This window comes from Escherichia sp. MOD1-EC7011 (genome assembly GCF_002965005.1).
Lineage (GTDB): Bacteria > Pseudomonadota > Gammaproteobacteria > Enterobacterales > Enterobacteriaceae > Escherichia > Escherichia ruysiae.
In genome coordinates this window covers 1-13,933 of the sequence record NZ_PTRD01000028.1, presented here as the reverse complement: position 1 = coordinate 13,933, position 13,933 = coordinate 1, and the positions used below count along the sequence as shown (strand labels likewise).

The 13,933-nt window shown below is 45.0% G+C and carries 13 protein-coding genes; 5 read left to right on the top strand and 8 right to left on the bottom strand.

The window, feature by feature from the left end; all coding sequences use genetic code 11:
• Nucleotides 1-76: 76 nt before the first annotated feature.
• Nucleotides 77-997: an alpha/beta hydrolase gene (locus A7098_RS15180; protein ID WP_105281032.1), complete on the bottom strand. Its 921-nt coding sequence runs from the start codon at nt 995-997 to the stop codon at nt 77-79.
• A 156-nt stretch (nt 998-1,153) separates the two neighbouring features.
• On the opposite strand from A7098_RS15180, the gene A7098_RS15175 reads away from it, so the two are divergent.
• Nucleotides 1,154-2,080 (top strand): LysR family transcriptional regulator, encoded by a 927-nt coding sequence (locus A7098_RS15175; RefSeq protein ID WP_032224629.1) that lies wholly within the window; start codon nt 1,154-1,156, stop codon nt 2,078-2,080.
• 188 nt (nt 2,081-2,268) lie between these two features.
• Nucleotides 2,269-3,162, top strand: a complete 894-nt coding sequence (locus tag A7098_RS15170; protein WP_105281031.1) for a LysR family transcriptional regulator — start codon at nt 2,269-2,271, stop codon at nt 3,160-3,162.
• Nucleotides 3,163-3,196: 34 nt separating this feature from the next.
• Here A7098_RS15170 and A7098_RS15165 read toward each other — a convergent pair whose 3' ends face one another.
• Both A7098_RS15165 and A7098_RS15160 read right to left on the bottom strand, forming a co-directional pair.
• Nucleotides 3,197-4,186: an aldo/keto reductase gene (locus tag A7098_RS15165; RefSeq protein ID WP_105281030.1), complete on the bottom strand. Its 990-nt coding sequence runs from the start codon at nt 4,184-4,186 to the stop codon at nt 3,197-3,199.
• 26 nt (nt 4,187-4,212) lie between these two features.
• Complete coding sequence (locus A7098_RS15160; RefSeq protein ID WP_105281029.1) at nt 4,213-5,064, bottom strand: aldo/keto reductase; 852 nt, start codon at nt 5,062-5,064, stop codon at nt 4,213-4,215.
• Between the two features lie 250 nt (nt 5,065-5,314).
• Between A7098_RS15160 and A7098_RS15155 the strand changes: the two genes are divergently transcribed.
• Both A7098_RS15155 and A7098_RS15150 read left to right on the top strand, forming a co-directional pair.
• A complete protein-coding gene (locus A7098_RS15155) occupies nt 5,315-6,184 on the top strand; it encodes an aldo/keto reductase (protein ID WP_123056767.1) in 870 nt (289 codons plus the stop codon).
• Nucleotides 6,185-6,346: 162 nt separating this feature from the next.
• Nucleotides 6,347-7,396 (top strand): NAD(P)-dependent alcohol dehydrogenase, encoded by a 1,050-nt coding sequence (locus A7098_RS15150; protein ID WP_000848741.1) that lies wholly within the window; start codon nt 6,347-6,349, stop codon nt 7,394-7,396.
• Between the two features lie 168 nt (nt 7,397-7,564).
• Here the strand turns inward: A7098_RS15150 and A7098_RS15145 are convergent, their stop codons facing one another.
• From A7098_RS15145 to rclA, 4 genes are all read right to left on the bottom strand, one after another.
• On the bottom strand, nt 7,565-8,464 hold the full coding sequence (locus A7098_RS15145; RefSeq protein WP_105281027.1) for a LysR family transcriptional regulator: 900 nt from the start codon (nt 8,462-8,464) through the stop codon (nt 7,565-7,567).
• A gap of 178 nt (nt 8,465-8,642) precedes the next feature.
• Nucleotides 8,643-9,230, bottom strand: coding sequence for a reactive chlorine species resistance protein RclC (gene rclC / locus A7098_RS15140; RefSeq protein WP_000417409.1), 588 nt, complete (start codon nt 9,228-9,230; stop codon nt 8,643-8,645).
• Between the two features lie 11 nt (nt 9,231-9,241).
• Nucleotides 9,242-9,478, bottom strand: a complete 237-nt coding sequence (gene rclB, locus A7098_RS15135) for a reactive chlorine resistance periplasmic protein RclB (protein ID WP_000475159.1) — start codon at nt 9,476-9,478, stop codon at nt 9,242-9,244.
• A 108-nt stretch (nt 9,479-9,586) separates the two neighbouring features.
• Entirely contained in the window at nt 9,587-10,912 is a 1,326-nt protein-coding gene (gene rclA, locus A7098_RS15130) for a reactive chlorine resistance oxidoreductase RclA (RefSeq protein ID WP_105281026.1), read from the bottom strand.
• A 226-nt stretch (nt 10,913-11,138) separates the two neighbouring features.
• Here rclA and rclR point away from each other — a divergent pair, with 226 nt between their 5' ends.
• The gene (rclR, locus tag A7098_RS15125; protein WP_105281025.1) at nt 11,139-12,002 is read left to right on the top strand and encodes a reactive chlorine-specific transcriptional regulator RclR; all 864 of its coding nucleotides are present in this window, start codon (nt 11,139-11,141) and stop codon (nt 12,000-12,002) included.
• Between the two features lie 185 nt (nt 12,003-12,187).
• Here rclR and A7098_RS15120 read toward each other — a convergent pair whose 3' ends face one another.
• Nucleotides 12,188-13,741: an L-lactate permease gene (locus A7098_RS15120; protein WP_085460425.1), complete on the bottom strand. Its 1,554-nt coding sequence runs from the start codon at nt 13,739-13,741 to the stop codon at nt 12,188-12,190.
• Nucleotides 13,742-13,933: the final 192 nt, after the last annotated feature.

Sequence of the window (13,933 nt, the reverse complement as noted above, 5' to 3'; positions counted from 1 at the left end):
GAATAATACTCTTTAAATTCAACTTATTACCGTAAAGGTGAATATCAGGGAGATAATGTATCTCCCTGCAGTATTCTTATAAATGTTTTTTATAAAAATGAATTAATTTATCGAGCGCCTGTTTCACGGGGTCTGGCTTATCATACAGGTCGTAATGTGAATAACCTTCCACAACGACCAGCTCTTTATGTTTTGAGGCAGCACGACCAATAATTTCGCAGCCGTCACGGTATGCACCAAAAGCGCCCACTCTATCACCCACTACAACCATTATTGGTTGAGTTAAGAGGACTTCTGCAAGATGAAAAGCATCCCAGCCCACAGCAACAGTCTGATGAGAAAATAGTGAACGATTTACCCCATTTGGCGCACAGCCTCGTGGCGAACGATAATATTCTGTTGCTTCAAAAAGATCTATTTCTGTTAATCCCGCTTCAAGAGCTGCGTCCGGAGAAGAGGGGAGTAAATCATCTACGCGAAGTTTTGCGCCGTTAGCTTCGTCTGTTCTTTGTTGCGCCATTGCTTCGAGTGCTTCGATAGGATTAAACGCTGTAAATCCCTCACGCATAAGACGCCCGTAGTTTGCACCCGTGACAGTACCAATAGCTTTAATTCGACGTTCTGTCATTGCGGCATTAATGGCATATCCACCTCCACCACAAATACCCAGTACACCAATACGCCCGGCATCAACGTAAGGTAAGGTGGTAAGGTAATCAACGACAATGCTGAAGTCTTTTACTCGCATTGTTGGATCTTCCAGATAACGCGGTTCTCCACCGCTGCTTCCCTGAAAACTGGCATCAAAAGCAATGACGATAAAGCCAGCTTTTGCCAGGGCGGCACCATACACACTACCCGATGTTTGTTCTTTGCAGCTTCCAATTGGATGGGCGCTGATAATGGCAGGATACTTTTTTTCACTATTAAAATCGTCAGGGAAATAGATATCAGCAGCTATATCCCAGTAAGTGTGTTTTATCGAAACAGTTTTCATTTCAAGCTCCGGGGATTTGCCTAAACAGATTTAAATATCATTTCTATTATCCGCAACTGGCATTCGTGTTCATGTCGAGAACGGCGTAATAGTATGACTTGTATTGGTTATCATCAATGGTCTAATATCTATCACAGTGTTAAGTTAAGGTTTACAATGATGAAAATAGAGCCTTCAATTTTGCCTTCTCTTGCCTGGTTTGCGCTGATTGTTCGTGCCGGCAGTTTTTCCAGAGCCGCTTCTGAAATGGGTATTACGCGGGCCGCATTGTCCCAGAATTTAAAATCTCTTGAGGAACGTCTTAACACCAAGCTGATATACCGTACAACCCGCAATATGTCGCTTACTGAGGAAGGACAGCGTCTGTATGAAGTGCTGGTGTCGGCTTTGGGGCAAATTGATGATGCTTTGAAAGATGTTGGTGATACCCAACTTGAACCTACAGGCCTGTTGAGAATAAATTCCTCCCGTGTTGCAGCACGGATGCTTGTTGAGCCTCATATTGGCGAGTTTCTTACTCGTTATCCCAAAACAAAGATAGAACTCATTATGGATGACGGTTTATCTAACATTATTGCGGACGGCTGTGATGTGGGCATACGTCTTGAGCAAGGACTGGATGAGCATATGACTGCCGTTCCTGTTTCTCCGCTTATTAAACTGGTTACTGTGGCATCGCCAGATTATTTAAAAGAACACGGTATTCCTGAAACGCCTCAGGAACTGAGTAACCATAATTGCCTTCGGTTGCGGCATAAAAGTAGCGGTGCACTCTCAGCATGGGAGTTTTCTAATGTCACGGGGAATAATGAAGAGTTCGAAATAGAGGTGTCAGGGAAGTACATTTCTAATGATGACGAAAGCATGATACGAATGGCGCTTAATGGGACAGGTATCATCCAACATCTGGATTTTGCAATCGCTGAACACATCAATGCGGGCAAGTTACAGCCGATTCTTCAGGATTGGGCCGTTTCATTTCCTGGATTTTATATTTATGTTTCATCACGGGTGAGAATGCCCTCTAAAGTTCGTGCTTTTATCGATTTTATGGTGGAGAAAAGAATAGAAATCGAAAATTAATGATGTGTGTCAGAATATCGGTAAGAAGAATAGCGCAATCGTGAGGGTACGTTTATTCATAATAAATTTCCTGAGAGTTCAGACTCATAGATTATCATTATTACCAATAATACGGCTAAAATGATTGTGTCTATGAACACCCTTCATAAGTACGTTTTGAAGGGAATGCTTCTACAAGGAAATCGCTAATGCTCAAAGAAAACTTCAATGAACTGCAAATCTTTCTTGTGGTGGCAAGGGAGCGAAGTTTTACCAAAGCTGCGGGCAAACTCGGTGTTTCTCAGTCAGCTCTCAGCCATGCGATTAAGGCTCTGGAGGAAAGGTTAAATATCCGCCTCTTAACCCGAACGACTCGCAGCGTGGCTCCCACAGAAGCGGGGGAGAGAATAATCGCCTGTCTTGAGCCTCGTATTGACGAGCTTGAACAGGAGCTGGAATCACTTATTCAACTGAACGGCACGCCCTCCGGGAATATTCGGTTATCTGCCGGGGAACATGCCGCGCGCAGTCTGATCTGGCCGAAGCTAAAACCCTTTCTCAGAGAGTATCCCGAAATCAATGTCGAACTGGTGGTGGATAACGGTTTTGTCGATATTGTTGAAGGTCGCTTTGATGCCGGGGTACGGCTGGGCGAAAGCGTGGATAAGGACATGATTGCGGTAAGAATTGGGCCGGACATGAGAATGGCTGTAGTGGGGGCACCGTCTTATTTCGCTACAAACCCTGCGCCTGGAACGCCTCACGAACTACAAAATCATCGCTGCATCAATATGCGTCTGCCAACTGCCGGTGGACTTTATCACTGGGAGTTTGAGCGAGAAGGGAAACTGTTACGGGTCAGAGTTGATGGGCAACTGACATTTAATTTGCTGCCAGAAAGAATTGATGCAGCATTATCAGGATTTGGTATCGCCTGCGTTCCCGAAAACGCGGTTCAGGATCATATAAAGTCAGGCGAGCTTATTCAGGTTTTACAGGAGTGGTGTCCTTATTTCCCCGGATATTACCTTTACTATCCAAGCCGTAAGCGGCACCCGCCTGCTTTTGCGCTGATGATCGATGCACTTCGCTACGCAGAATAACGGAGCCGCATTTTACTGTGGCTCCGTTTGGGCATTAACGGCCTACGCGAGCCTGATGCTCAGGCGAGTAACGTTCTCCGACGATTTTGATCGTTTCCAGTGCCTGGGTTATCTGCTGCGTATCATTCTGCGAAAGAACGATGTCGACAGCGGCCAGGTTTTCCTCCAGCCGGTGCAGTTTAGTGGTGCCAGGGATGGGAACAATCCACGGCTTTTGTGCTAACAGCCATGCCAGTGCGATTTGTGCAGAGGTTACCCCTTTCTCCGCAGCCAGTTCGCCTAACAAAGTGACCAGTTTTTCATTGGCTTCAATGGCTTGTGCAGCGAAACGCGGTACGGTGCTACGGTAATCATCCTTACCGAAAGTTGTTCCCGGCTTAATCACCCCTGTCAGGAAACCTTTACCTAGTGGGCTGAATGGTACAAAACCAATTCCCAGTTCCTCCAGCAACGGCAGGATTTCCTTTTCAGGTTCACGCCACCACATGGAATATTCGCTTTGCAGGGCGGTGACAGGTTGTACCGCATGGGCACGACGAATGGTTTGCGCCCCCGCTTCTGACAAGCCAAAATGTTTGACCTTACCTTCTGCGATTAGGTCTTTCACCGTTCCTGCAACATCTTCAATCGGGACATCTGGATCAACGCGGTGTTGATACAACAGGTCAATAACATCTGTCTTAAGGCGGCGTAATGATCCTTCAACGGCTTCACGGATATGTTCCGGGCGGCTGTTTAGAATCTGCTGCTTATTATCATCGCCGAAGGTAAAACCAAATTTAGTCGCAATCACCACGCGGTCACGAAACGGTTTTAAGGCTTCACCGACCACTTCTTCATTCAGATACGGACCATACACTTCGGCGGTATCGAAGAAGGTGACGCCGCGTTCAACCGCAGCACGAATGAGTTCGATAGCCTGACGGGTATCTGTCGCCGGGCCGTAGCCGTGGCTTAAGCCCATGCAACCTAGCCCAAGAGCGGAGACTTCGAGTCCGGATTTACCCAGATAACGTTTTTGCATTGAATGAATCCCTCTTTTATCGTGGCTTAAACATCAAGTTTGCGGCCAGTCAGCCATTCCACCATCGCCGGGTCGCGGTGAGAGAAGAACGCGCTGGTTGCGGTATCCAGGGCGGTAATTTGCAGTATATCTTCAGGACTGAGTTCAAAATCGAGAATGTTGATATTCTCTTCCATGCGTTCTTTGCGCACTGATTTTGCCAGTGAAACGATGCCTCGTTGGTAGATCCAGCGCAAAACAACCTGACCCACGCTTTTGCCATACTTCTCGCCAATTGCCGTTAACACGGGATGCTGGAACAGACCATTTTTACCTTCCGCAAACGGTGCCCAGGCTTCTGGCTGAATGCCACGGCTTTGCATCCACGGAACGGCATGAAGTTGCTGGTTGAAGGGGTTAACTTCAATCTGGTTGACCGCCGGAACCACTTTATTAAAGGCGATAAGGTCAGCCAGTCGGTCAGGATGGAAGTTACTGACGCCAATAGCGCGGATCTTGCCTGCCTGGTGCAGCTCTTCCATGGCACGCCAGGCACCGTGGACATCACCGTAAGGCTGATGAATCAAATACAGGTCAACGTAATCTAATTGCAGCCGATTCAGAGAGCGTTCGAACTGGGCTTTGGCACCTTCGTAACTGGTATCCTGCAACCAGAGTTTAGTAGTGACAAAGAGTTCGTTACGCGCAATACCGCTTTGTTTCAGCGCATTCCCGACCTGAGTTTCATTCTGATATGAGGCGGCGGTGTCAATCAGTCGATAACCAGTATCAATAGCGTCAATGACCGCTCTTTCGCATTCGGTGGCATCGGTCATCTGAAATACACCAAAACCCAGCAAGGGCATTTCAATACCGTTGTTCAGTCTTACAGTTTGCATAGTGTTAGCCTCCCGTTATTGTTCATTGGAAGCATAACGTAAAGAGAGTTATTCAATTAGACGGCGGGATTTGTCAGGGGCTATGAACAAAATTCATTAATCTGCCTCAATGCTGATTGAGTAGCACTGTTATCGTGTAGGTCTATTTTATTGATGAATTATTTGCATAAGTGAAATCGATATTTACATACTAATCGAGAGTCGTATTTTAACTTAGAATAATAAGTCATACCTGATGGAGGTGCTTACCGTGGTGTTTTCTGTATTAAGCAACAACCTAAAAATGCCAATGATAGGGTTTGGGGTTTTTCAGGTTACCGATAAAGAAGAGTGTAAACAGTCAGTGTTAAGTGCTATCCGAACCGGGTATCGTCTTATCGACACGGCTGCGGTATACGGTAATGAAGATGCTGTCGGTGAAGCTGTTCGTGAGGCCATTTCGGAAGGTCTTTGTACCCGTGAGGAGTTATTTATTACGTCAAAACTGTGGGTGCAGGATATGGTTAATCAGGATACAGCAAAAGCAGGAATTGAAGCATCGTTAAAAAAATCGGGACTTGAATATTTTGACCTCTATTTATTGCACCAGGCGATGCGTGATTATTTCAGTGCGTGGCGAGCCCTGGAAGCCGCTTATGATGAAGGCAAACTGAAAGCGATTGGTGTTTCCAATTTCTATCCTCATGTATTAACAAACTTTTGTGAGACAGTCAGAATAAAGCCAATGGTGAACCAGGTCGAGCTGCATCCCTATTTTGCACAACCAGAGGCGCTGGCAACCATGAAGCACTATAATGTGCAACCTGAAGCCTGGGCTCCATTAGGCGGCGGAAGACATAAGCCGTTTGAAAACAGAATGCTTCAGAGTATTGCTGATGCCCACCAAAAATCGATTTCTCAGGTGATATTGCGCTGGAATATTCAACGTGGCGTGGTTGTTATCCCAAAATCAACTCATCAACAGCGTATTGAAGAGAACTTCGCCATCTGGGATTTTTCACTGACAGAGGCAGAAATGGAGCAAATTAGTTCGCTTGATTTAGGCTATGTTGGTGAATCCGTAAAACATTTTAATCCTGAATTTGTTCGTGGTTGTCTTGGCGTAAAAATACATGACTGATTTTAGTATTTGTTGAGCTATATTATTTGGATAATGACGTTTTTATCTGAGCTTACAGGTTTTGTTTTATAAAATAGTAAAATCAGACAATATGGGTTTTAACCAGCGATTTAAGAATATGATTCTTAAATTATTAATCATTTCATAATGAAGAGGCACTTTATGAAAACTATCGGTTATGCCGCACTCTCTTCCGACGCAAAACTGGTTCCTTATCATTTTAAACGTCGTGAGTTACGGGACAATGATATTGCCATTGAAATTCTTTATTGTGGTGTTTGTCACTCAGATTTACATACAGTTAATGGTGACTGGGGGCCTCAGCCTTATCCGTTAATTCCGGGGCACGAAATTGTCGGTATCGTGAGAGCTGTGGGGCAGGGGGTTAAAAAATATCAAGTAGGCGATCATGTTGCCGTTGGCTGTATGGTCGATAGCTGTATGCATTGCGACCAGTGTGAACAAGGCGAAGAACAGTATTGCCGCCACGGGATGACGCCAACCTACGGTGCTAAGGATCGGATTAGCGGCGAAATTACTCAGGGAGGCTACTCCAAACATATTGTGGTTCGTGAGGAATTTGTACTGCGGATCCCTGAAAATATGGATTTAGCCAAAACTGCACCGATTCTCTGTGCCGGAATTACCACATTCTCACCATTACGAACCTGGAATGTTGGCCCAGGCAGCCGTGTTGGCGTTATTGGGTTAGGCGGTTTAGGTCATATGGCTGTAAAACTGGCTGTCGCGATGGGGGCTGACGTTACTGTGATCAGCCGGACTAAAAGCAAAGAGGCAGACGCAAAATTGCTCGGTGCAAAAGGCATTCTCCCGTCTTCAGATCCTGAGGCATTACAGATGTCAGCCTGTGCATTCGATTTGATTATCGATACAGTTCCCGTTAAACACGACCTGAATATCTACACCCCATTGTTAGATATTGATGGTGCATTAGTTATTGTTGGACAGGTTGGGCCAATGGAAGAACCGTCTACGATCCCTCTGATTATGGGGCGTCGCCGTGTTGCTGGCTCACTCATCGGCGGTATTGCAGAAACACAGGAAGTGCTGGATTTCTGCGCGAAGCATAATATCTATCCCGAATGTGAAATGATCAATATTGATCAGATAAACGATGCTTTTGCTCGCCTTGCAAAAGGGGATATGGCACATCGTTTTGTTATTGATATGGCGTCACTGAATGCTGAGTAACGGAATAATTTACAGCAATGTATATTTTCCAGCAACTCACAAGAAAGGCGTTCAATAATGGAACCAAAAATGTGTTTGAGAGCAGGAATTTTCGCTGAGCACTAACAGACATAATGATATTAAAAAGCCAGAGCCTTGCGATAGCCCTGGCTTTTGTCTGCCTGATGTTCAGTTTTTTTTATGATGGCGTAGCGCATCAACAACCAGCTGGAATGCTTTTGAGTGATTTCTGTTTTCCGGGTAATAAATATAATAACCATCCCAATAAGGACACCAGTCTTCAAGTACACTGATCAGTTCGCCGCTGGCGATGTGTTTTTCCGCAATATCGCGTGGAACATGCGCCAGGCCGTAGCCCTCTAACGCCGCCTGCAAATTTTGATAGATACGGCTAAACACCAGTTGACCGCTGACTTTTACATTCAGGCTTTTTCCTTCTTTTTCAAACTCCCACGCATACAGATTGCCATGCGTTGGAAAACGAAGATTAATGCAGTTATGACTAATAAGGTCATCTGGATGTTTTGGCAAAGGGTGTTGAGAAAAATATGCTGGTGAACCGACAACAGCAAAGCGCACGTCGGGACCAATACGTACAGAGATCATACCGCTGGATATCTGTTCTCCCAGGCGCGTTCCTGCATCGAATCGGCCGGATACAATATCCGTTAAAGTATAATCATCAATTAATTCCAGATTTATATCCGGATATTCTTTTAGTAGTGGCTCAAGTTTTGGCCAGATGACAGACCTGATAGCGTAATCAGATGTGGATATTCGAACGGTTCCAGCAGGCTTCTTGTTGAGATCTTTTAGTTGCTGCAATGTTCCCTGAATCCCATCAATATAAGGCCCCAGCTCATCAAGCATTGATTGCCCTACATCCGTCAGCGATATGCTGCGGGTGGTGCGAGTGAGGAGTTTCATACCCAGACGAGATTCAAGGGTGCGCATACTGTGACTCAAAGCTGATTGTGATATCCCCAATTGAGCAGCAGCCCTGGTGAAACTCTTTTCACGCGCAACAACGATGAATGTCATTAAATCATTAAGATTTTCTCGTGCCACTCTCTGCCTCTCATTGCGGAAAAAAGATATCTGTTTACATGTTAGCGTGAGAGATATGGTAAGCCCCAACCTTAAACAAGGAAACATTGAGCATAAAAATAGCGTCAGCCTTACCTGTACAAAGGGAAAACTGACGCCTGAAAAATTAAACAACAGATTCTGTTCTGATTATAAAGGGTTAAATTTTAAAATCTGAACATGACTCATTACTTCGTTGTTTAAGGATTTCCCGCGCCGAATCAGCCATTATCATGACTGCGCCAGCCAGCATCAGGGTATCTTTCAACACCAGACGACCGGCTCCAGATAAATAGGGAAAACCATGATGAGCATCCCCCAGAGCAGGCACCCAGGCTTCAGGAGTGGTGATTAAAAATGAGAGTGTTACCAGCGGTGTGGCAAATGACATTAATCCACCCAATAAACCCAACCACCGGTTAACAGGATTTGCTAACACCAGTAGAGCAATCATCACCTCCACGACGCCAAGGCCATTGGAAAAACCATAGGTATTATTAGCAATTTGCCATGTCCGGGCTTCCGGCTTATATTCGCCTTCGTGAGTCAGATACTGTTTATATTCTTCCGGATGTTCATAGAAGAACGACATTAGCGGACTGTTCGCGACGAATGGTGTAATGCTGTCGGCCTCGTAAGGGACAAACTTTAATAACCCAATCCACATAAAAACAATCGCAATGCTCAGACGAATCAATGTCAGGCCAATTTTATCTCCCCGACTTAACAGGTGTAGGTATTTTTCCATTATCAACGTCCTTATTTATACAATACTGCCGTCGCGGTTGAGTTGTTATCAATCCGCATGGAGGTAATTTTCCATGATGATGCGTCATGTTTTCTGGCGATATCAGCAATGGCATCCTCCAGAACTGTCGGTGATGCTGATACTGACGAGACGCTGACATGTTTCAGAACTATTTTGTCATCTGCATTGGTGGAAAAAGCCATAACACCAGATAATAGCGTTGCAAATAAAACAGTTTTTTTAAACATATAAAATACCATCAATGAAGTGATTAAGAAATTATAGAATAATCAAAAATTGATAAGATTGTTTTCTCTGAGACGCCAGAATATTTGTCCTGGCGTCTGATTTTAGGTTTATTTGACTAATGAAAATAGATCATTGAGTGATTCGCTCATCGACGGATGAGTAAATATCTGATCGCGTAATATGCTATAAGGCAGCCCGGCATCCATCGCCATTTTCACAATATTGATCATCTCGTGGGAGTCAACACATAGCAGTGATGCCCCTAATATACGTTGGGTTTTATTATCGATAATCGCTTTTAATACCCCACGGGTATCGTTCATCACTCTGGCGCGCGGAATTGCCGCTACAGGCAATGTAACCACCTGAATATCTGCACCACTCTCTCTGGCTTGTTCTTCAGTCATACCAACCCGAGACAGTGGAGGAGTCATGAATACGGAATAAGGCACATTTTTCCGATCATCAGTATTACGTTTGCCTTCTCCCAGTAACTCATCGCGCACAATGCGGTAATCATCCAGTGAAATATAAGTAAACTGCAGCCCGCCGGTAACATCTCCCATCGCCCAAATATTGTCTGCGGTGGTATGTAATCGCTTGTCAACGACAATTGCCCCGCGCTCGTTCACCGCAACCCCGGCATTTTCTGGTTTTAACGAGGCGGTAGCAGGCTGGCGACCGGAAGCAATTAACAGGAGATTCACCGCCAGTTGAGCGTGTCCGGTATGCACTTGTACTTTATTTTTATCGTGGCTGATACGCTGCACATGGGCGTTGAGGATAATATCCACTCCCTGCTCGCGTAAAATAGTCGCGATATTATCAGCAATGTCCCGATCTTCCCGAGGCAAAAACAGAGGCGCTGCTTCGAAAATAGTCACCTTACTGCCAAAATTAGCGAACATAGAGGCGAACTCAACGCCAATATATCCCCCGCCCAAAATACCTAAATGTTCGGGTAATTCCTTCAGGTTAAGTAATCCGGTACTGTCATAGACGCCTGGCGTCGTGGTTATTCCAGGAATTGACGGAACCACAGTTTGTGCGCCGGTATTAATAAAAATTTTCTCACCGTGAATCTCCAGATTTCCCTCTGGTCGATGAATACGCAGAATATGATTATTGATAAACTCCGCTTGCCCGATGATCACGTCGATATTGGGCATATCCGCAAGATTATGGAAATTCTTATTGCGTAAGAATTTGACGACCTCATCTTTACGCTGCATGGCACGGGAAAAATCTGTGTGCTGTTGTGCGTCATGAACCAATGTTTTGGTTGGGATGCAGCCGATATTAATACATGTCCCGCCATACATTGCATTCGATTGTTCGATGAGAGCCACACGCCAACCCGCTTTAGCCAGCGTGACGGCTAATGTTTTTCCTGCCTTACCAAAACCAATAATAACTGCCTGATATTTATTCATGATAATTTCCTGTCGAAACGTATTCATTTGACGTAATGACTATAGACGTAAATGCGCAAATAACACTTCTTCACAACGCTTGATATTTTGTCTTATCGTCTGATGTTCGTTGTTTTTTAATCAGGGTCACAATATAACGATGATGATTAACTTATTGATGATATTGGCTTAAGTCTTATATAAGATTATTGCTATCTATAATCAAAAAACTACTCAGGAGTCTGATATGGATGCCCTTAGCCGTTTGTTGATGCTTAACGCTCCACAAGGAACGATCGATAAAAATTGCGAGTTAGGAAGTGACTGGCAGCTTCCACATGTTGCGGGGGAACTATCGGTTATTCGTTGGCATGTGTTAACACAAGGTGCGGCAAAACTGGAAATGCCGACGGGGCAGACCTTTACATTGCGCCCTGGGAATGTGGTTCTGCTACCACAAAACTCAGCTCATCGCCTGAGTCACATTGAAAATGGATCGACCTGTATCGTATGCGGCACTCTTCGGCTGCAACGTTCGGCGCGTTATTTTTTGACCTCTTTGCCGGAAGCTCTGTTTTTGGCACCGGAAAGTGACAGCGTGGAGTTTAACTGGCTGAGGGAGGCGATTCCTTTTTTACAACAGGAATCCAGAGCGGCAATGCCGGGAGCGGATGCTCTGTGTAGCCAGGTATGCGCCACACTCTTTACACTCGCCGTGCGTGGATGGATCGTACAGGCTAATACGGAGAAAAATATTCTCAGTTTGTTGCTTCATCCTCGCCTTGGCGCGGTGATTCAGCAAATGCTGGAAATACCTGGCCATCCCTGGACAGTCGAATCGCTGGCCAGCATCGTTCACATGTCCAGGGCAAGTTTTGCCCAACTTTTTCGTGATGTTTCTGGAACCACGCCACTGGCTGTATTAACAAAGTTGCGGCTACAAATAGCGGCTCAGCGGTTTTCCCGGGAAACGCTCTCCGTCGTGGTGATCGCTGAGTCAGTAGGCTATGCCAGTGAATCATCCTTTCACAAGGCTTTTGTTCGCGAGTTTGGTTGTACTCCAGGTGAATATCGGGAAAGAGTCAGACAGCTTCAGGAGGTTATCTTATAAGCTAAGTATGGATAAGATTATCTGTTATAAAAATAGAGCAAGTCATACTCAGCGTAGCGGGGAAAAACAGCCGGATGTTCTGGTAGAAATAAAGAACATCCAGGCATTCTAAAGGTAAGATTTCTGTTACTTAATCTTTGTGTGCATCCTTATCCATATAAAAGCGTATGGTTAAGAAAACCACTTTATCGCATAAACCAGAAATAAAAGAGACCTACTTTTAAGCCAAGTATTGCGATGTAAGCACAGCAGTATTTCATGGTGCCAGACATTATTTGATTGGCTTGCCCTTCCATTTTTGTGGCAGAAACGGCAATGGCAATACTTTGCGGTGAAATCATTTTCCCACCCGTGGCACCGGAAGTATTTGCCGCCGCCAGCCAATTGGGATCGATATGCAGCTTGCTGGCTGCAATAGTTTGTAGTTTGCCAAACAAAATATTCGAGTTAGTGTCGCTGCCGGTGACAAAAGTACCCAGCGCACCAATGACCGGCGCGAGAAAGACGTATGAACTTCCGGTGAGATCGACAATTGACCGTGCCAACGTAGAAATAATGCCGCTGAGATCCATAACTGTTGCCATGGCGACAATGGCCATAATCGCAATAATAGAATTTTTAAGCTGGAATACGGTTTTGATAAATACTTCCAGCATACCGCGTGCTGATGCTCCCTGAATAAAACCGCCGAGAATAGTTGCAAAGATAATCAACATTCCAGGCGTTGTGAGCCATTCTATTTTTAACGCTAATGTCCCGCCATCGACCAGTGAAAAATGCAGCACTGAAGCCAGCTGAGATGCTGCTGCTTTTATCGTTGGGAATAACGGTGAGCACAGCAGAATAAAGACAAAAATAAACAGGTAAATAGAACCGACCCGGAACAGCACCTTTGCCGAACGTGGTGCCATTTCACGGGTATGGCTGGCTTCAATACGCCACTCTGGGTCTACTTCACCTTTGCGCAGACGGCTGGCAATTGCGACAGCGAAAAGGCTAGCCAGGCTGCCAGCAAAAGCGGGCAATTCGGCACCAAGATGGACGGCAACAAAGTATTGCGGAATAAGTGTCGCGATGCCACATAGCAGTGTGATAAGGAATACGCCGCGAATCGCTTTCACGCCGCCGCCAATAATACAAATAATGACAAAGGGCAGCAGGAGATTAAAAATCGCTAATTGCAGAATAATTGTGCCACCTAAGGTGTAAACAGACAGATTAACCTGCTCGGCGAGGATTGAAACCGGAATACCTACCGCCCCAAACGCTGTAGGCACCGTATTGGCAACCAGTGAAGCAATTGCGGCTTTCAGTGGGTTGAATCCCAACGCGATGAGGATACCAATAGGAATGGCGACCGCAGTACCGTAGCCGGCAGCAGCCTCAAGAAAACCACCAAAACACCATGAAATAAGGAGCACCTGGATACGCTTATCTTCGCTAATACTGGCGAGAATATCGCGGAGAATATCCAGAGCTTTGGTTGCCTGCATGACGTTATAACTGAATATTGCACCGAGGATCACAATCACGATCGGCCATAATCCTTTGAGTGCGCCATAACCCACTGAGGCTTTCAGATTCTGTATTGGCATGTCCCAGAACAGGACAGATAAAGCCGCTGTAAATGCCAGTGATATCAGAACTGAATAATGAACAGGCATCTTCAGTTTCAGAATCAAAAATACCATAAGGAGCAAAGGTGAGAGTGCAATAGCAAACATTAAATATCCGTGCATTTCTATTCCTGACTATATTTATCGACCTTGTTTATCTATTTTTCCGATGGAGGTTATCTCATTATTAAAATAAAAAATGCAAACTGAATCGCTTCAGTAAAATAAAATTACACATTGTTAATGTTTGTATATTTATTGTTAATATTCTGATTTATAAAACAATACATGTATATTTTAACAGCTCCTTAATGA